Consider the following 19,691-nt stretch of genomic DNA (forward strand, 5'->3'; position numbering starts at 1 on the left):
CGACACCGTCTTCACCATCGACGCCGACACCACGCTGACGCTGAAGGGCGTGCACCTCGCCAGCCTCGCGGCAGACGACTTCCGCTTCGTCTGAGCGAACCGATCCATTGCATCTCCTGGGAGGGCGCCTCGCGGCGCCCTCTCTTCGTTTAGGTGGCCGCTATCAGGCATTGGCGAGTGTGGCGGGCTTGTCCGGCCGGCTGGCCCCGATGGCGCGTGGAGCGCCCGCAGCAACGGGGCGACGTTCGCACATCGCCGACCTTGCAAACCTGACCTAGGGACCGGGCGTCAGTCGCACGCTCTGTCGTCCGACGGTCTTCCGAAGATGCCGGGAGAGCGCCGAGGGCGGTCGAGGGGTCGCCCGCGCCCCGCGTGCGGCCGACGCAAAAAAAGGGCACGGCGGCTGGTGCCGCCGTGCCCTCGAGGGCGTTGCCAGGATGGATGGCGGTCGGGTCAGGCGAAGCGGAAGTCGTCGGCCCCGAGGCTTGCGAGGCTCGTATGTGCGAGCGTCAGGCTCGTGTGATCGTCAACCGTGAACACCACATCGTCTCCGACCTGCGCCGCCGAGGTCATCGCCGAGGCGAAGTCGGTGAACAGGCCGTCGAAGCTGATGACGTCGTCATCGGAGGCGCCGAAATCGGTGATCTCGTCGCGGCCGAAGCCGGTGGCGAAGTGGAAGGTGTCGGTGCCCGAACCGCCGGTCAGCACGTCGTCGCCGGCGCCGCCCTCGATCCAGTCGTCGCCCGAGCCGCCCTTGAGGACATCGTCGCCGGCCTTGCCGTAGAGCGTATCGTCGCCCGAGCCACCGGAGAGAATGTCGGCGTCTTCGCCGCCGTCGAGCAGGTCGTCGCCCGAGCCGCCATTCAGCGTGTCGAGCCCGGCCGAGCCGACGAGGGAATCGTCGCCGGCGCCGCCATTGAGCGTATCGTCGCCATCGCCGCCGTCGAAGCTGTCGTCGCCATTGCCGCCGGTGACGGTGTCGCCGCCCGCGCCAAACAGCAGGTTCTCGATATTGGTGAAGCTCTGCACGCCGATGCCGGCGCCAGCGATCCGGCCGGAGGCCATGTCGATGAACAGCGTCCCGCTGGCGGCCGAAAGATCGAGCGTGTCGTAGCCCTCGCCGCCATCGATGACGTCATGGCCTGGCCCGGCCTTGAACACATCGTCGCCGAGACCGCCCTTGAGGACATCGTCGCCGTCGCCGCCGTTGATGAGGTCGGCGCCATCGCCACCGTCGATGACGTCGTTGCCGGCCTGGCCGTAGATCTCGTCGTCGCCGGCGCCGCCATTGACCGTGTCGTTGCCACTATTGGCGTAGATCCGGTCGTTGCCGTCGCCGCCGCTGACGGTGTCGTTGCCGAAGGAGGTGTAGATCTCGTCGTTGCCGGCGCCGCCATCGATCGCCATGTCGGTGGAGATCCAGTCGTTCGCGATCAGCAGATCATTGCCGTCGCCGAGCAGGATCTGGCCTTCGGCCTTGGAGCCGACATAGAGGTTCACGAAGTCGTCGCCGGCGCCCATGTCGACCGTGCCGGTGATCTTGCCGGTGTTGCCGAGCTTGTCGTTGCCGTCGCCGAAGCTCACATCGCCGGTGATCACGCCCGCGCTCTGGTTGATCAACTCGTCATTGCCGGCGCCGAGCAGGACGGCGCCGGTGATGATGGCGCGGTTGACGACGAGATCGTCACCCTCGCCCATATTCACCGCCGAGCCGCCGGTGGCGGTGATCGTGCCGTCATTGCTGAGCACGTCATCGCCGCCATCGGTGAAGATGCCGCCGATGATCTTGCCGGTGGCGCCGTTGGTGATGCTGTCATTGGCCGCGCCGACGATGTTGATCGCTTCGGCGCCGTCGATCTTGGCCTGCATGATCGCGGCATGCTCGGCACTGACGCCGGTCGGGCCGTGGCCGCCGCCCTCGATCGTGCCGTCATTGGTGATGACGGTCGAAGCGAAAGCCGGGCCGTTCGATGAATTGTCGACCTCGATGGCGCGGCCGTAGCCGTAGATCGTCGCGCCCGCGTAGTTGATGATCGTGCCGCCGCCGATCGCGATGGCTTCGGAGATGTTGGCGTCTGTGGCCTCGTAGCCATTGTGATAGCCATTGGCGCCGAGGCCCTTGATCTGGCCCCAGTTCTCGATCCGGGCGAGACCATCGGTGTCGATCGCGTCGCCATCCGAGTCTTCATAGCCGGCCGAACGGCCTTCCATGACGCCGCGATTGGTCACGAAGACCGTGCTGGCGACGGCTGCGTCATTGTCGATGTTGACGGCGGAGCCGTTGCGACCGACGAGCGTGCCGCCCGCGTCGTTGACGACGGTCAGGCCCTTCTTGCCGGTGATGGCATGATGAGAGCCTTCGATCAGGCCGCCGTCGTAGTTATGGACGGAGCCACCCGTCTTCTTCTTGAAGTCGATCGCGTCGCCGCCGCCGATCACCTCGCCATCCGCAGTGACCCAATCTGCGTCGGAGCGGATCGTGCCGCTGTTCTCGATCACCGTGCCCTGGCCGCCGCGGATCACGTCCTGATGCGAGGCCGTGGCGATGACGCCGCCGGCCTCGTTGACGATGTGGGCGCCCGTGCCGGTCGCCGACTCGAAATCGATCGCGATCGTGCCGTTCGTGCTGCCATAGATGCGGCCATGATTGACCACGGCCGCGGTGCTCTGCTCCAGCTTGCCGACCACCGCCAGCAGGTTGGTGATCACACCGGTCGCCTGGTTGACGACGGAGAAGGTGCCCGCCTGGCTGCCGCCGACATAGCTGACCCCGTCGATGAGGCCTGCATTGTCGACCGCGCCGCCGCTCGCCTGGAGATGGCGGCCCAATCCGTCATTGCCGACAGCGCCGCCCGCTTCGACGACCACGGTCTGGCCGCTCTTCTGATAGATGACGTCCGTGACGGCCGCCCCGTTCTTCACGACGATGTCGGTGTAGCTCTTGGTGTCGCCCACCGCCCAGGCGCCGCCCGCGACCTGAAGATGCTCGACATTCAGCACCGTGCTGGCGGCGAGGGTGCCTGTGCCGCTGCCGAGCAGCTTCAGGGTATCGTCGCCCGCACCGCCGTCGACGGCCGCGGGAGCGCCGGTCTGGGTATAGATCTCGATCACGTCGTCGCCATCGCCGCCGCGGACGGTGTCGCCGGCCCCGGCCACGATACGGTCCTTGCCGGCCCCGCCATCGAGCAGGTTGGCCAATTCGTTGCCGGTGAGCACGTCGTCGCCCGACCCGCCGATGATGTTTTCGACGCCGGTCAGGGTATCGCGACCGATGCCGTCGCCATCCGCCTGACCGGTGCCGAGATTGGCGGTAACGCCATCGGTGTCGCTGCTGTAATCGGCGGTGTCGATGCCGTCGCCGCCGTCGAGCAGATCATTGCCGGCACCGCCGACGAGGCTGTCGTTGCCCGCGCCGCCCAGCAGGAAATCGTCGCCGAGGCCACCGACGAGACGGTCATTGCCGTTGCCACCCTGCAGCGCATCGTCACCGTCGCCGCCGTCGAGTTCATCGTCGCCCTCGCCGCCGCGGACGAGGTCGTCACCGGCCCCGGACACGACGATGTCGTTGCCGTCGCCGGCATCGACCGACAGATCCTGCTCGACATCGGTCGCGGTCAGCCGGTCGTCGCCGCTGCCGAGCCGGATTTCGCCGAATGTCTGCGAACCCTCGAGAAGCGTGACGGTGTCATTGCCCGCGCCCATGTCGATGGCGACGCCGTCGGTGCCGATGATGGTCCCCGAATTGGTCAGCGTGTCATTGCCTCCGAGCATCGCGACGCCGGCCAGCAGAAGCGTGTCATTGGTCAGGCTGTCGTTGCCTTCCGTGAATGTCGGGTTCGCCGCTGCATCGGGGGTATTCTCTTCCGGGCCGGAGGTCAGAGTCTCTTCGGAGCTGGCCGGCACCACCAATGCTGTCTGCTCGCCCGTCGTGCCCCCGGTGGAGGAGAAGCGTTGGCTGGCGAAAAGGCCGCGGGCCGAGGCCGATGGGCTGGCGCCTCCGCCTGCGTCGACGCTGCTCACCGACGTTGAATCCCGCGAGGAGGATGTGATCGCCGGGTTGGCGATCATCGGCATGACGAAGGTGTTTGCAGTGATGTGGTCGAACTGGTCCGGCGAGGTCGAGCTCCCGAGCGCCACGCGCCGGCCGCCGATGCTCCCCGTCGTCTCGACATCGGCCGGGTCGGAGGGAGCCTCGCCCGAGGAGAGGTTCTCGACCGTCAGCGTCGTTCCCGCCTCAAGATCGCGATCGGCGACCCAGGTCCAACCGGCCTGCTCGCCGGTGTCGCTCGCGCCATCGGGCGTGATCGTCACAACGTCGCCCGCGAGCACGGGCTCGAGCACGCGGATCAACACGCCATTGGCGGAATCCGTGCTGTATCCGATGAAGCTGACCGAACCGACCGGGCGCGTCATGATATCCATCCTTGTAGCCAATTAAGCAAAGTGCCGGCGCGTAGCGCGGCCGAAACCGTCTCCAGGCCGAGACGAGGTGAGCTTAATAGTTTGTTAAGGATGACGGTCTCTTGACGGTTGTCTGACAGAGTCGAAGTTTCCCGGCGGGTTCGGAAGAGAAATGCGGCCTTCTCACGCAGGCCCGCGTGGAGGCGGATCCCGAACAGTCCCGGTCGACGGCCGCGAAGCGATGGCACCATCGACAATCGGATGACGGTCGCGTCTGACCTTCAACGCTTTGTCATATGCCGCGCCTAAGCGTGCCGCGGCAGGTAAAACGACTGCCAGCGTGCTCGCCGGTTCTCGGCTTTTATCTGTTTGCGTTCGGGAATGCGTCCCTTGCTGTTGAAGTCTCCCAAAAACGCGGCCAGCGATGCGTTGGCCGCCTGCTCCGGCGCCTTTCTAGCGGTCGGGCTCTTCTCCGCCATCGTCAACGTGCTGATGCTGACCGGCTCCCTGTACATGCTGCAGGTCTACGACCGGGTCTTGCCTTCGCGGAGCGTGCCGACCCTGGTCGCGCTCTCGCTGATCGTGGCGGCGCTCTTCATCATGCTCGGCGTCTTTGACTGGCTGCGTCAGCGCATCCTCAGCCGCATCGGTGCTGAGCTCGACGGCCGGTTGAGCGGCCCCGTCCTCGGCGCCATTCTCGCCGGCCAGCTCCGCGGCGCGCCCGGCGGCAGCCAGCTCTCGCGCGATCTCGACAGTGTCCGCGGCTTCCTATCCGGCCTCGGCCCGACCACGCTTTTCGATCTGCCCTGGATCCCGCTCTATGCCGGCCTCTGCTTCATCCTCCATCCTTATCTTGGATGGACCCTTGTCGCGGGCGCTCTCATCCTGATCGTGCTGGCGCTGCTGACCGAATTCCTATCGCGCAGGCCGAGCGCCGAACTGACCCGAGCCGGCAGCGAAAAGACGATGCTGATCGAGGCCGTGCGGCGCAATGCGGAGGCGGTGGCGGCCATGGGGATGGGCCAGCGCGTCACGCGACAGCTCGAGGCGATCAGCGAGCGAAATGTGGCCGCCGGTCTGAGCGCTTCCGACGTGACCGGCGGCTTGGGCGGAATGTCGAAGGTGATCCGCTTCATGCTGCAATCCGCCATGCTGGGCGTCGGAGCTTGGCTGGTGATGCACGATCAGGCGTCGTCGGGCGTGATGATCGCTTCCTCGGTGCTGAGCAGCCGGGCATTGGCCCCGATCGAGCTCGCGATCAGCAGCTGGCGCCCCTTCATCGGTGCGCGCCAAGCCTGGGGTCGACTGAAGACGAGCCTTGGCACGGAGGAGGCTCCTCCTGCGGTCGCGCCCGATCTTCCGACGCGTTGTCTCACGCTCGATCACGTCTTTGTTGCCCCGCCGGGCAGCCAGACGCCGACCGTCAAGGACGTCGCCTTCACTCTTGAGGCGGGTCAGGGGCTTGCGGTGATCGGCCCCTCCGCCTCGGGCAAGTCGTCGCTCGCGCGCGCGCTCGTCGGGGTTTGGCCGCCGCAGCGCGGCAGCCTGCGGCTGGATGGCGCCACGCTCGACCAGTGGCCGGAGCCGAAGCGGGGCGCGATCATCGGTTACATGCCGCAGGACGTGCAGCTTTTCGCGGGCACGATCGCCGAGAACATCGCCCGCTTCGATCCGGCGATCGACGAGGAGGCTGTGCGGGCCGCCGCGAAGGCGGCAGGGGCCTATGAACTGGTCGTCGGTCTTCCCAAAGGCTTCGACACGCCGATCGGCGAGGCCGGGCGCGTGCTCTCCGGGGGGCAGAGGCAGCGTATCGGCCTGGCGAGGGCGCTCTATGGCGATCCCTTCCTCGTCGTGCTGGACGAGCCGAATGCCAGCCTCGACGCCGAGGGGGATGCGGCGCTGACGGCCGCGATCGGCGGGATCCGGGCCCGGGGCGGAATTGTCGTGGTGATCGCGCACCGCCCCTCGGCACTGGCCAGCATCAACCAAGTCCTGATCCTGGCCGACGGGCAGGTCCAGGCATTCGGTCCGAAGGAGGAGGTTCTCCGCAAGAGCCTCGCTGCGCGACCCGGACAGGCGGACGCGCCATCCTCTCCTCCCAAGATCGTGGTGGCGGCCGATGCGCGCGGTTAACGAAAATAGCATTGGAGGGTCTCGCGGATTCGGAGGGGTCCGGGCACGGCCCAACCCGCGCCGCGACATCCGCCGAGCGGCCGTGTTCGGTGTCGCGGCGACGCTCGTGCTTCTCGGCACGGTAGGCGTCTGGGCCGTGACGGCGCCGCTGTCGGGGGCCGTGATCGCGCCCGGCAAGATCGTGGTCGAGAGCAATGTCCGGCGGGTCCAGCATCCCTCCGGCGGGGTCGTGGCCGAGATCCGGGTCAAGGACGGCGACCGCGTCAAGGCTGGCGACGTGCTGGTGCGACTGGACGAAACCAATGCGCGCGCGAGCCTGGCGCTGATCGAGATCGAGTTGCGTCGCTTCCAGGCGCGCAGAGCCCGTCTCGAGGCCGAACGCGACGGCCTGGCGCGGATGGAGATTCCCGAGGAACTACAAGCCCGGGCAGGGGACCCGGCGGTCGAGCAGGCCGTGGCTGGCGAGGTCCGGATGTTCGAGGCCCGCCGCGTCGCAGCCGATGTGCAGCGCTCGCAGCTGCGCGAGCGCGTCGCCCAGGCGCATGAGGAGATCAAGGGCCTGGCCGCGCAGATCGAGGCCCGCCGCGGTCAGGCGATTTTGATCGAGCAGGAACTTGGCGGCGTGCAGAAGCTGTTCGACCAAAGCCTCGTCGCGCTGACGAGGCTGACCTCGCTGCAACGGGAGGCATCCCGTCTCGTCGGCGAGCGGGGCAGTCTCGTCTCGGACACGGCGAGGGTCCGCGGGCGGATCGCCGAGATCGAGCTTCAGATCATCCAGATCGACGAGGATATTCGGCGGGAGGTCTCGACCGAGCTGCGCGATGTCAACGGCAAGATCGCGGATCTTTCCGAGCGCCGGATCGCGGCACTCGACCAGTTGGCGCGCATCGAGATGAAGGCGCCGCAGGACGGCATCGTCCATCAGCAGATCGTCCACACCATCGGCGGTGTGATCGGGCCCGCCGAGCAGATCATGCTGATTGTTCCCGAGACCGACGGGCTCGTCGTCGAGGCACGGATCGAGCCGACGATGATCGACAGGCTGCGCATCGGCCAGGATGTGATGCTTCGCTTCCCCGCCTTCGACAGTGCGAGGACTCCCGATCTGCAGGGACGCCTGAGCCATGTCTCGGCCGATGCGACGACCGATCCGCAGAGCGGCGTATCCTACTACACGGTGCGCGCCTCGCTTGGGCGCGATCAGGTCGCGCGTCTCGACGGCAAGGCCCTGGTGCCGGGCATGCCCGTAGAAGCCTTCATCCAGACCGGGGTGCGCACGCCGCTGGCCTATCTGATGAAGCCAATCGAGGATCAGCTGGCGCGGAGCTTCCGCCATTGAGCCGCGGAGCGAGCGTGCCGCACTCACGGTGCTCGCTCCTCCGGCCGCATGCCAGCCTCCTGCCGAGGCGCCGTCGGCCTGAAGCCGAGCTGGGGCGCGGTGCCCCATGGGGCCAGGACGGACGCCGGCCCAAGGGAGCGACTATCCGGGCATGGATGGCGGGTCTCGCCCGAGCAGTGCGCGGTGCCAGCTCAATGACAACGTCGTGGCCAACTCCTGGTCGGAGAGCCCGATGACGAGACCGCGGGCAAATACGTCATGCAGAAGTTTGTCGACCATTGCGATACAGCCCAGGGCCGCCGCCAAGCGTGGGGCAACCGGCTCGCCCGTCAACGATGGGGTTTCGCGCTCCGCGGCGCGAACGATGCGATGGGCAAGGGCGAGGTTGGCCTCGAGCCCGATCGCTGCGAATTCATCGAGCTCGTCGGCGAGCTGCCCCTGGCAGCGCATCAGGCCGATATTCCGGCGATAGAGATCGATGTAGTAGAGGTGACCGATGACGAGGCGCTCGTAGAAGCTCTGGGCGGGCCGGCGCCGGGGCCGGTGCGCCCGGATCGCCTCCATGAAGGCGGTGAGCACGTCATGGGCCACACCGCGCTTGTCCTTCCAGTGCAGGTAGAAGGTGCCGTGGGCGAAATCGGCGCGCTTGCAGATATCGGCGACCTTGAGGCCGCCGAAGCCTGAATCCTGGATCAGCTCTGCCGCTGCGATCATCAGCTTTCGGCGGGTCATCTCCGAGCGGGTCGGCTTCGCCGCGGCCTCAAGCTCGGCGCGCATGGCTTCCGGCAGGCTGAAGCCGGAGGTTGCGGCCCCTGCCGCACCTGAGCCAGCGGCTGCGCTGGATGCCTTTCCGGTCGGATCGACAGCTTCTTCAGCCTGCTTTGCGGATAGATGACCGCTTGACACGTCTCGTCTCCGATTCACATACTGACATTGATATCAGTTTCAGGATTGTGATGCACCCATCTCTAGCACATCGCGGCGCAAAAGGGTTGCAGGCCTCCGCTGGCGGGGCTCCGATCTCGTTTGCGGGGATCTCGAAGCGTTATGGACCCGTCGAGGCACTGCGGGAATTCTCGCTGGATATCGCGGGCGGGGAGTTCGTCACGTTTCTCGGCCCCTCCGGTTCCGGCAAGACGACGGCGCTCAACATCCTCGCCGGCTTCATCGAGCCCAGCGCCGGAGACGTGCTGATCGACGGCGTCTCGATCACCCGCCTGCCGACCGAGAAGCGCAATGTCGGCATGGTCTTCCAAAGCTATTCGCTGTTCCCGCATATGGACGTTCGCGACAATGTCGCGTTTCCGCTGCGGATGCGGGGCGTGCCGAAGGCGGAACGCCATGCCCGGGCCGAGCAGGCCTTGGCGATGGTTCGGCTCGCCGGCTATGGCGGGCGCAAACCGCATGAACTCTCCGGCGGGCAGCGCCAACGCGTCGCCTGTGCCCGCGCCATCGTGTTCGAGCCGCGCGTGCTGCTGATGGACGAGCCGCTGGGCGCGCTCGACCTCAAACTGCGCGAGGCGATGCAGGACGAGATCAAGGAGGTGCAGCGCCGTATCGGCTGCACCGTGATCTATGTCACGCATGACCAGGGCGAGGCGCTCGCCATGTCCGACCGGATCGTGGTGATGAGCGAGGGACGGATCGAGCAGATCGGCACGCCGGCCGCCGTCTACGACAGCCCCAGCAACGCCTTCGTGGCGCAATTCGTCGGCGAGACCAATTTCCTGCCGGCCGAGCTGACGGCGGGGCGGATCGCTTTCGCGGGAGTCGATGCTTCCGCGCCGGCCCGGCTGCCGGAGGGATGGCGCGGGCGGGTGGCGCTGCGGCCGGAGCATTTCACGCGGATCACGGAAGCCGCCGACGCACCGGCTCTGGCGGGGCGGATCGGCGACGTCGCCTTCCATGGCGGCAGCTATCGCTATGTCGTCGAGACCGAGAAGGCCGGGCGCGTGATTGTGCAGGAACAACGCCGGCATGGTGGCGACGGCCCGATTGCCGGCGCGCCCGTGACGCTCGGCTTCAGCCTGGAGAGGGCCGCTTTCCTGGACGGCTGACGATCGATTTCCGCAACATAAAAAAGGGAGGGAACGAACGATGACCGCTGTGACGAGACGTGAGATGAGCCGCCTGGCGCTGGGCGGCGCGGCGCTCGCCGCTTGGGGCACGAGCGCCCGCGCGCAGGCCGTGACGATCACCGTCAACGGCTCGGGCGGCAGCCTCGCCAAGTCGCTGGAGCGAATCTACGAGAAGCCCTTCACGGTCGAGACCGGAATCGGGGTTCGCGCCACGGCGCCCGTCTCGCTCGCCAAGCTCAAGGCGATGGTCGAGACCGGCAACATGGAATGGGACCTGACCGAGATGGGCGGGGCCGACATGATCGAGGCCGTGAAGAATGGATGGCTCACCGAGATCGACTGGTCGATCGTCGATCCCGACAACAAGCTGCCCCCGATCGCCCGCCAGAAATACGGCATGGTGACCTCGACCTTCTCGACGGTGATCGCCTATCGCACCGACAAGTTCGGCGGCAAGGTGCCGAAATCCTGGGCGGATTTCTGGGATGTGAAGAGCTTTCCAGGGCCGCGTGCCTTGCAGGATTCGCCAGTGCAGAATCTTGAATTCGCGCTGCTCGCCGATGGCGTGCCGGCCGACAAGCTCTACCCGCTCGATGTCGAGCGCGCCTTCAAGAAGCTCGACCAGATCAAGCGCAACGTTGCGGCCTGGTGGACGACGGGCGCCCAGCAGGTCCAGCTCCTCGTCGATGGCGAGGCGGTGATGGGCACCGTGTGGAACGGGCGCGTGCCGCCCCTCAAGAAAGAGGGCAAGCCGGTCGATATCATCTGGAGCGGTGGGGCGCTGCAGCTCTCGTACTGGGCGGTGCCGAAGGGCGCCAAGCACCCCAAGGAGGCCATGCGCTACATGAAATCGCGCCTCGACCCGGACAAGGGCGCCCAGCTCCTGCAGGATTCGCCCTATCCTGGCTTCGCGCCCGGCCTGATCGAGAAGGTCGACCCGGCACTCGCCAAAACCTTGCCGATCCATCCGGACAATGTCGCGGTGCAGTACTCCTTCAACCCGGAGTACTGGAGCGAGCACCGGCCGAAGCTGACCGAGCGCTGGGCCGCCTGGTTGCTGAGCTGAGAGCCGGGGACGGGCGCCGTGCTCAGGAAGTCGATGGTGGCGCCGCTTCTGGCCGCGCCGCTCCTGCTGCTCTTCGCGATCTTCTTCGTGGTCCCGTTCGTCGAGATCATGCGGATCTCGTTTTCGGGCAAGGGTGGGGCGCTGGCCGGCGTGAACTGGCTGATGTCCTCGCCGGTCTTCGCTGTGGTCTTCCTGAACACGTTGAAGCTTGCGCTGAGCGTGACGCTGATCTGCCTCGTTCTCGGCTATCCGGCGGCCTGCTTCATCGCCGGCCAGCCGGCCTCGCGGCGCGGCATCTATCTCGCCCTGGTGCTCCTGCCGTTCTGGACCAGCGTTCTCGTGCGCACCTACACATGGTCGCTGGTGCTCGGGCGCGAGGGCCTGCTCAACGCCTCGCTTCTCTGGCTCGGGATCGCAGACGAGCCGCAGCGCTTCATGTTCACGCCGCTCGCGGTGCATCTCGGCATGGTGCAAATCCTGCTGCCGGTCGCGATCCTGACGCTGGTCGGCGTCATGACGGAGCTCGATGCGGGGCTGGTCCGGGCGGCGCGTGTGCTCGGCGCCTCGCCCTGGCGCGCCTTCTGGCATGTCTACCTGCCGATGACGAAGCCCGGCATCGTCGCGGCGGCGATGCTGCTCTTCATCCTCTCGCTCGGCTTCTACATCACGCCCGCGCTGCTGGGCGGACCGCGCCACCGCACCATCGCCAACCTGATCGACCTCCAGGTTCACCAGATGAACGACTGGACGGCGGCGTCCGCCATGGCGCTCGTGTTGCTGGCGACGACGATCGCGGCGGTCGCGCTGCTGCGCTGGCTGGTGCCGGAGCGCAATCTCTACGGGGGTGCACGATGAGCCCCCGCCTCATGCGCATCGCGCTCGCCCTCTGGTTCTGCGCGATCGTCTTCTTCCTGCTGTTTCCGTTGGTCTTCCTGATCCCGCTCTCCTTCAACGAGTCGGAGATACTCAGCTTCCCGCCGACAGCCTGGTCGCTGCGCTGGTACCGCGTGCTGTTCACAGATGCCTCCTGGAGCGGGGCGCTGTGGCTCAGCGTCAAGATCGGCGTGCTGGTGACGGTCCTCTCTGTCGCCATCGGCACCGCGAGCGCGCTCGCGATCGTGCGTCACCGGCTGCCCGGTGCCGGGCTGCTGTATGGGCTCGCCATCGCGCCTCTGATCGTGCCCGGCATCGTCATCGCGCTCGGCATGTTCATGCTGTTCGCGCGCTTGAAGTGGCTGGAGAGCCTGACCACGCTGGTCCTCGCCCATACGGTCGTGGCCGTGCCCTATGTGATCGTGGTGGTCAGCGCGGCCTTGCGCAATCTCGACGAGACGATCGAGCGCGCGGCGCGCGTGCTCGGCGCCGGCCCGTGGCGGAGCTTCATGCTGGTGACTCTGCCGGCGCTCCGGCCCGCGATCCTGGCGGGGGCGATGTTCGCCTTCTTCGCCTCCTTCGATGACCTGATCATCACGCTCTTCGTATCCGGGGCGCTCGAGACCCTGCCGCTCCGGATCTGGAACGACCTCAATCTCAGGCTCGACCCGACCGTCGCCGCTGCTGCCTGCGTGATGGTGGCGATGTCGATGATCGGGCTCGGTATCGCCGAATTCGCACGCAGCGCCGGGTTGCGCCGGCTCAGGACGGAACAGGCCGATGGATAGGGAATTGCAGGAAGCCGCCGAGCTGCGGGCGCTGATCGAGGCCGAGCCGTTCCCGCCCAATCTGGCGGCCTTCATCGAAGCCAGCGCGGCCGAACTGGGCGATGCCCCTGTGGCGAATTTCTTCGAGGCCGGCATCGTCCTCAGCTATCGCGAGCTTGCGGAGAAGACTCGCTCGCTTGCGGCGGGGCTTTCGGCGCGCGGCATCGGCTTCGGCGACCGCGTCGGCGTGATGCTGCCGAACATCCCGGCCTTTCCGCTGACCTGGCTGGCGCTGGCGCGGATCGGGGCGATCATGGTGCCGGTCAATGTCCGCTATACCCCGCGCGAGGTCGCCTATGTGCTGAGCGATAGCGGCGCCGGGACGATCGTGATCGAGGCCGGCGTGCTCGCCGAGATCGGGGAGGCGCCGGAAGTGAAGGAGCTCGGCGCCTTCGGCAGGCCGATCGTCGTCGGTGCCGCGGGCGATTGGGAGGCGCTCGCGGCCACGCCGGCCGGGGATTTCGCTCCCGGGCGAGAGCCCGAACTCGATGACCTCGTCAACATCCAGTACACCTCGGGCACGACAGGCTTTCCCAAGGGCTGCATGCTCAGTCACCGCTACTGGCTGACGCTGGGCCGGGTCGCGGCGATGCGCGCCAACGGCATCGTCAAGCATGTCATCGCGGCCCAGCCGTTTTACTACATGGACCCGCAGTGGCTGCTGCTGATGGCGATGCGCCTGAAGGGCACGCTCTTCGTCGCCGCCAAGCCCTCCGGAACCAACTTTCTCGACTGGGTCCGGCGCTACGGCATCGAGTACTGCATCTTCCCGCAGATCGTGTTGAAGCAGCCGCCGCGGCCCGATGACCGCGAGATACCCCTGAAGATGGTCTCCGTCTTCGGCCTGCGGAAGAACATGCATGCCGAGTTGGAGGCCCGCTTCAACGTGGTGGCGCGCGAGAGCTTCGGCATGACCGAGGTCGGCTCGGCGCTGTTCACGCCCTATGGCGCGACATCGATGGTCGGCTCGGGCACCTGCGGCATCGCTTCACCCTTCCGCGAAGCGACGATCCGTGACGAAAACGGTGACGAGGTCCGGCCCGGCGAGGTCGGCGAATTGTGGATCCGCGGTCCCGGCATCCTGCAGGGGTATTGGAACAAGCCGGAAGCCAATGCCGACAGCTTTCGCGAGGGCGGCTGGTTCCGTACCGGCGACCTGTTCCGGCGCGACGAGCGCGGCTTCCATTACATCGTCGGGCGGATCAAGGACATGATCCGCCGCTCGGGCGAGAACATCGCGGCGCGCGAGGTCGAGGCGGTCATGCTCGGCTGGCAGGATATCCTGGAGGCCGCCGCCATCCCGGTCCCGGACATCGATCGTGGGCAGGAGGTCAAGGCCTGCATCGTGCTGAAGCCGGGCGTCGCAGCGGATACCTTCGACATGGACGGGTTCTTCGCGCATTGCAGCGCACATCTGGCCCCGTTCAAGGTGCCGCGCTTCCTCGAATTCCGCGCGAGCCTGCCCAAGACCCCATCCGAAAAGATCGCCAAGCACGTCATCGTCGGCGAGCGCGAGGACCTACGGGCCGGTTCCTATGACCGCCAGTCCCGCGGCTGGCTCGCCGGCTGAACCGCTTCCGTTTCAAGTTTCCGCGCCGAAGGAGAACCGCCTTGCCGCTTCGCTACGAGAAGGATGGCGACATCGCCGTCTTCACCATCGAGAACGGGTCGGTGAACCCGACCAATCCCGCCATGCACAAGGAGCTCTTCCTGGCGCTCAAGGATTTCCTGGCGGACACCTCGATCCGCTGCGGCATCCTGACCGGGGCGGGCGAGCGCGGCTTCTGCGCCGGCGATGACATCAAGACCAGCTACAAGCGCGGCACCACCTCGCGCGACGAGCTCGCCGACCATCTCTGGCCGCATCATGGCGAGGGCGACGCGCCGCATGATTTCTCTTGGTCACGCGACGTGCTCGCGCTGGAGCGCTTCAAGCCGATCATCGGTGCGGTGAATGGCTGGTGCCTGGGGCAGGGCATGATCTACCTGCTCTCGCTGACCGATATCCGTATCGCCTCGACCAACGCCAAGTTCGGCTTCCCCGAGATTGCCTATGGCATGGGCGGCGCGGGCGGCACCTCGCGGCTCGGCCTGCAATTGCCGCATACGGTCGCGATGTGGATGCTTTTGACCGGCGAGGCGATGGGGGCCGAGGAGGCCCTGTCGCACCGGCTGATCAACAAGGTCGTCGCGCCGGATGCCTTGATGAAGGCCGCCCGCGAGGTCGCTGCCATGATCGCGCGTCACCCTCCCGAGGCGGTGCGCGTCGAGATGGAGGCTTATTATCGCGGCCGTGAGCTGTCGCGCGCCGATGCGCTGGCCTTCACCAAGCATCTTTATCGGGTCCAGCGCATGGGCCTTCGCGAGGAGCCCGTTCAGCCGGACCGCTTTCTCTATCGGCAGGGTTGAAGCGGGCCGCCGTGCACGGCCGCCGCCCAGCCGCTATCGCTTCAGGCAGGACCTCGTATGGACAGGATCCGGTATCAGCTGAGTGGCGATGTCGCGATCGTCACCATCGATCATCCGCCGGTCAACGCGCTTTCCGCGGGCGTTCGCTCAGGCCTTGCGCAGGCCATCGCGAAGGCTGGCGACGACCCTTCGGTCGAGGCTATTGTCATAGCCGCCGAGGGCAAGGCCTTTATCGCGGGGGCCGATATCGCGGAGTTCGGCAAGCCCGCCCTCCCGCCGGCGCTGCCGGATGTGCTGAACGCGATCGAAGCCTCTCCCAAGCCGGTGGTGGCCGCCATCCAGGGCGTCGCGCTGGGCGGCGGCCTTGAAGTCGCGCTGGCGTGCCATGGCCGCGTGGCGCTTCCCGCCGCCAGGCTGGGCCTGCCCGAGATCAGGCTCGGGCTCATCCCCGGAGCCGGCGGTACCCAGCGCCTGCCGCGGCTGATAGGCCCGGTCAGGGCCTTCTCCCTGATGCTCTCCGGCGATCCGGTCCCTGCGGAGCGGGCACTCGATTGGGGGCTGGTCGACGCCATCGCCAGCGACGACCTGCTGATGTCGGCGCACGACCTGGCTCGCAGCTTCGCAAAAGGGGCCGTCCGGCCCGTCACGAGCGCCAGGGACGAGCTGCTCACCGCCGAACAACAGGCTGCCTTCGAGGCCAGCGCTGAGGATGCGCTTCGCAAATCCGCCGGCATGCCGAACGTGGCGGCACTGGTCGAGGCCGTTCGCAACGTTTTCGCCTTGCCTTTCGAGGAAGGGACCGCAGCCGAGCGCAGGCTCTTCCTGTCGCTCATCGCCGACGAGCGTTCGCAGGCCCTGCGGCATGTCTTCTTCGCCGAGCGCGAGATCGCGAGGGTGCCGGCGATGGGGCCGCAGATGAGGCCGCGGCCCATCGCGACCGCGGCCGTGATCGGAGCCGGGACCATGGGAGGCGGCATCGCCATGTGTTTCGCCAATGCCGGCATCCCGGTCACGCTGATCGAGACCGCGCAGGCTGCGCTCGACAGCGGGCTGAACCGCATCGCGGCGATCTACGACATGTCGGTCAGCCGCGGCTCGCTGACGCCGGAGAGCCGGCAGACAAGGCTGGCGCTGATCACACCCGCAATCGGCCTCCCGGCCGCAGCCACGGCCGATGTCGTCATCGAGGCCGCTTTCGAAGAGATGTCCGTCAAGCGGGAGATTTTCGGCGAGCTCGACAGGGTGGCGAAGCCAGGCGCGATCCTGGCCAGCAATACCTCCTATCTTGACGTCCAGACGATGGCGACAGCGACGCGGCGTCCGCAGGACGTGCTGGGCATGCATTTTTTCAGCCCGGCCAACGTCATGAAGCTGTTGGAGATCGTGCGCCCGCAGGGCGTCGCTGACGAAGCGGTCGCCACTGCCGTGGCCCTCGGCCGCAGGCTTGGCAAGCTTCCGGTGGTGGTCGGCAACGGCTTTGGCTTCGTCGGGAACCGCATGCTGGAACAGAGGACCCGCGCGGCGGAGAGGCTGCTCGTCGCCGGCGCCATGCCTTATGAGGTCGACCGGGCGCTGGTCGATTTCGGCTTCAAGATGGGTCCATTCGCCATGGCCGACCTTGCCGGCAACGATATCGGCTGGCGCTCGCGCAAGGCGCGTGGACTGACGGCGGCCGTCGCAGACGCCATCTGCGAGGCCGGGTGGTTCGGCCAGAAGACCGGGCGCGGCTACTATCGTTATCCCGGCGGCGCGCGAACCGGGCAGCGCTGCCCGGAGGTCGAGGCTCTGATCATGCGCATCTCGGCCGAGCTGGGCGCGAGCCGACGGGCCTTCAGCCGGGCGGAGATTTTGTCGCGCCTGCTCGACCCGATGGTCAACGAGGCTGCCCGCATTCTCGATGAGGGAATCGCGGCGCGGCCGGGCGACATCGATGTCGTGTGGATCCACGGCTATAACTGGCCGGCCTGGCGCGGAGGGCCGATGTTCTGGGCCGACCGCGTCGGGTTGGACATCATCGCGAAGCGGTTGGAAGGACAGGCGGCGGAGGTCGGCGAAAAGGCGCTTGAGCCGGCACCCCTGCTGAAACGCCTTGCTGCAGAGGGCAGGGGCTTCGCCAGCCTGTCGGCTGGGCCCGGTGCGGAGGCTGCACCCAGGAAAGCTCTGGAGCCCATGCCATGACAGAAGCCGTCATTGTCTCCACCGCGCGTACGCCGATCGGCAAGGCGCATCGCGGCGCCTTCAACCAGTTGCGGGGGGCCGACCTGGCCGCGCATGCCATCCGGCACGCGCTCGAGCGCGCCGAGCTGGAGCCGGAGGCCGTCGAGGAGGTGGTGATGGGCTGCGGCTATCCGGAAGCCGCGACCGGCGGCAATGTCGCGCGCCATGCCGCGCTGGTGGCAGGCTTGTCCGTGCGCTCGGCCGGCGTCACGGTCAGCCGCTTCTGCGCGTCCGGGCTGGAGGCCATCGCCCATGCTGCGCGGCGCGTGGTGATGGACGGGGTGCCGGTCGCGGTTGGGGGCGGTGTCGAGTCGATCTCGCTGGTGCAGCCGGTGGTGCGGCGCGATCTCACCGAAAACGCCTGGCTCAAGGCCAACAAGCCGACGATCTACACGAGCATGATCGAGACGGCCGACATCGTCGCTGAGCGCTATGGCATCCCGCGGCAGGCCCAGGACGCGTTTTCGCTGGAAAGCCAGCGCCGGACGGCCCGCGCCCAGCAGGAGCGCCTCTTCGACAACGAGATCGTGCCGATGAGCGCAGTGATGGCGGTGACCGACAAGGAGACCGGGGAGGTCCGCCAGCAGGAGGTCACGCTCGCCCGGGACGAGGGCAATCGGCCCGACACCACGCTCGAAGGGCTGCTCAAGCTCAAGCCCGTGCGCGGTGAGGGCATGTCTGTCACAGCCGGCAATGCCAGCCAGCTCTCGGACGGTGCTTCGGCCAGCGTCGTGATGTCGGCGGACGAGGCGGCGCGGCGCGGGCTCGAGCCGCTGGGCACCTTCCGCGGCTTCGCCTCGGCCGGCTGCGAGCCGGATGAGATGGGCATCGGCCCGGTCTTCGCGGTGCCGCGCCTGCTCGAGCGTCACGGGCTGACCGTCGATGACATCGATCTGTGGGAACTGAACGAGGCCTTCGCCTCTCAGTCGCTCTATTGCCGCGACCTGCTGGGCATCGATCCGGACAAGATCAACGTGAATGGCGGCGCGATCGCGATCGGGCACCCATTCGGAATGACCGGCGCCAGGCTTGTCGGCCACGTGCTGCTGGAGGGGCGGCGGCGCAAGGCGCGCTATGCCGTCGTTACGATGTGCGTCGCGGGCGGCATGGGCTGCGCCGGCCTGTTCGAGATCAATGGCTGAACCATGGACCTTCGTTTCACCCCCGAGGAAACCGCCTTCCGCGACGAGGTCCGCAGTTTCTTCCGCACGCAGGTGCCGGCCGGGATCCGTGCCAAGGTTTCGGAGGGGCGAGCGCTGACGCGCGAGGACTACGTCACCTCGCAGCGGATCCTCAACGCGCACGGATACGCCGTGCCGCATTGGCCGAGGGAATGGGGTGGGCAGGATTGGACCCCGATCCAGCGCTACGTCTTCACGGAGGAGATGCTGCTCGCCGCGGTGCCGCTGCCGTTGCAGTTCAACTGCTACATGGTCGGCCCGGTGATCGCCGCCTTCGGCTCGCAGGCGCAGAAGGAGAAGCACCTCGCGCGCATCGCCAACCTTGACGAATGGTGGTGCCAGGGGTTCTCGGAGCCCGGCGCAGGCTCGGACCTCGCTTCGCTCAAGACGAAGGCCGTGCGCGAGGGCGACCACTACATCGTCGACGGCCAGAAGACCTGGACGACGCTCGGTCAATATGCGGACTGGATCTTCTGTCTGGTACGGACCGACCCGACGGCCAGGAAGCAGGCGGGAATCTCCTTCATCCTGATCGACATGAAGACGCCCGGCATCACCGTGCGGCCGATCATCACGCTGGAAGGCCGCCATGAGGTCAACGAAGTCTTCTTCGACAACGTCAAGGTGCCTGTCGAAAACCTGGTCGGCGAGGAGAACAAGGGCTGGGACTACGCCAAGTTCCTGCTTGCCAACGAGCGGACCGGCATCGCCCGCATCGGCCTGTCGAAGGAGCGTCTCGCCCGGGCCAAGCGACTCGCGAAGGAGATGCCGGCAGGCGAGGGCATGCTGTGGGAGGAGCGTGACTTCCGCGAGCGGGTCGCCGCTGTCGAGATTGAGCTCAAGGCGCTGGAGATCACGCAGATGCGCGTCGTCGCAGCGCAGGCGCGGACCAGCGACAACCGCCCCGATCCAGCCTCCTCGATCCTGAAGATCAAGGGTTCGCAGCTCCAGCAGGCGACGACCGAGCTGTTGCTGGAGGTGGCGGGACCCTTCGCCCTCGCCGCGCCGGATCTCCTGGCCCCTCCCCATGACGGCTGGCCGTTCGATTACGATTGGGCCGATGCCGCGGTGGCGAGCTATTTCAACAGCCGCAAGGTCTCGATCTATGGCGGCTCCAACGAGATCCAGAAGAACATCATCGCCAAGGCGGTTTTGGGGTTCTGAACG

The 19,691-nt window shown here is 67.1% G+C and carries 13 protein-coding genes; 11 read left to right on the top strand and 2 right to left on the bottom strand.

The annotated features are described in order from the left end of the window. Nucleotides 1-453: 453 nt before the first annotated feature. Complete coding sequence (locus tag BW981_RS22365) at nt 454-4,413, bottom strand: beta strand repeat-containing protein (protein ID WP_175624173.1); 3,960 nt, start codon at nt 4,411-4,413, stop codon at nt 454-456. Between the two features lie 384 nt (nt 4,414-4,797). On the opposite strand from BW981_RS22365, the gene BW981_RS18905 reads away from it, so the two are divergent. Next, complete coding sequence (locus BW981_RS18905; protein WP_244560377.1) at nt 4,798-6,534, top strand: type I secretion system permease/ATPase; 1,737 nt, start codon at nt 4,798-4,800, stop codon at nt 6,532-6,534. 82 nt (nt 6,535-6,616) lie between these two features. Further along, nucleotides 6,617-7,873: an HlyD family type I secretion periplasmic adaptor subunit gene (locus tag BW981_RS18910; RefSeq protein WP_244560378.1), complete on the top strand. Its 1,257-nt coding sequence runs from the start codon at nt 6,617-6,619 to the stop codon at nt 7,871-7,873. 141 nt (nt 7,874-8,014) lie between these two features. On the opposite strand, the gene BW981_RS18915 is transcribed toward BW981_RS18910, so the two are convergent. After that, nucleotides 8,015-8,650, bottom strand: coding sequence for a TetR/AcrR family transcriptional regulator (locus tag BW981_RS18915; protein WP_076442063.1), 636 nt, complete (start codon nt 8,648-8,650; stop codon nt 8,015-8,017). 215 nt (nt 8,651-8,865) lie between these two features. Here BW981_RS18915 and BW981_RS18920 point away from each other — a divergent pair, with 215 nt between their 5' ends. From BW981_RS18920 to BW981_RS18960, 9 genes are read left to right on the top strand one after another with little or no spacing between them, the layout of a single operon-like run. After that, nucleotides 8,866-9,930 (top strand): ABC transporter ATP-binding protein, encoded by a 1,065-nt coding sequence (locus BW981_RS18920; protein ID WP_175624174.1) that lies wholly within the window; start codon nt 8,866-8,868, stop codon nt 9,928-9,930. A gap of 40 nt (nt 9,931-9,970) precedes the next feature. Further along, nucleotides 9,971-11,017 carry an ABC transporter substrate-binding protein gene (locus BW981_RS18925; RefSeq protein ID WP_083712486.1) on the top strand — a complete coding sequence of 349 codons (1,047 nt, stop codon included), beginning with the start codon at nt 9,971-9,973 and terminating at the stop codon, nt 11,015-11,017. Nucleotides 11,018-11,050: 33 nt separating this feature from the next. Next, the gene (locus BW981_RS18930; RefSeq protein WP_076442067.1) at nt 11,051-11,872 is read left to right on the top strand and encodes an ABC transporter permease; all 822 of its coding nucleotides are present in this window, start codon (nt 11,051-11,053) and stop codon (nt 11,870-11,872) included. After that, a complete protein-coding gene (locus tag BW981_RS18935) occupies nt 11,869-12,678 on the top strand; it encodes an ABC transporter permease (RefSeq protein WP_076442069.1) in 810 nt (269 codons plus the stop codon). The genes BW981_RS18930 and BW981_RS18935 overlap by 4 nt, the downstream gene beginning before the upstream one ends. Then, a complete protein-coding gene (locus tag BW981_RS18940; RefSeq protein ID WP_076442071.1) occupies nt 12,671-14,287 on the top strand; it encodes a class I adenylate-forming enzyme family protein in 1,617 nt (538 codons plus the stop codon). The genes BW981_RS18935 and BW981_RS18940 overlap by 8 nt, the downstream gene beginning before the upstream one ends. A 41-nt stretch (nt 14,288-14,328) precedes the next feature. Further along, nucleotides 14,329-15,126 (top strand): enoyl-CoA hydratase/isomerase family protein, encoded by a 798-nt coding sequence (locus BW981_RS18945; RefSeq protein WP_076442073.1) that lies wholly within the window; start codon nt 14,329-14,331, stop codon nt 15,124-15,126. A 57-nt stretch (nt 15,127-15,183) separates the two neighbouring features. Beyond that, a complete protein-coding gene (locus tag BW981_RS18950) occupies nt 15,184-17,304 on the top strand; it encodes a 3-hydroxyacyl-CoA dehydrogenase NAD-binding domain-containing protein (protein ID WP_076442075.1) in 2,121 nt (706 codons plus the stop codon). Further along, nucleotides 17,301-18,485 carry an acetyl-CoA C-acyltransferase gene (locus BW981_RS18955; RefSeq protein WP_076442077.1) on the top strand — a complete coding sequence of 395 codons (1,185 nt, stop codon included), beginning with the start codon at nt 17,301-17,303 and terminating at the stop codon, nt 18,483-18,485. Before BW981_RS18950 ends, BW981_RS18955 begins: the two co-directional genes overlap by 4 nt. 3 nt (nt 18,486-18,488) lie before the next feature. After that, nucleotides 18,489-19,688, top strand: a complete 1,200-nt coding sequence (locus BW981_RS18960; RefSeq protein ID WP_076442079.1) for an acyl-CoA dehydrogenase family protein — start codon at nt 18,489-18,491, stop codon at nt 19,686-19,688. The last annotated feature ends 3 nt before the right edge of the window (nt 19,689-19,691 follow it).

The organism is Allobosea sp. TND4EK4 (assembly GCF_900156025.1).
GTDB lineage: Bacteria > Pseudomonadota > Alphaproteobacteria > Rhizobiales > Beijerinckiaceae > Allobosea.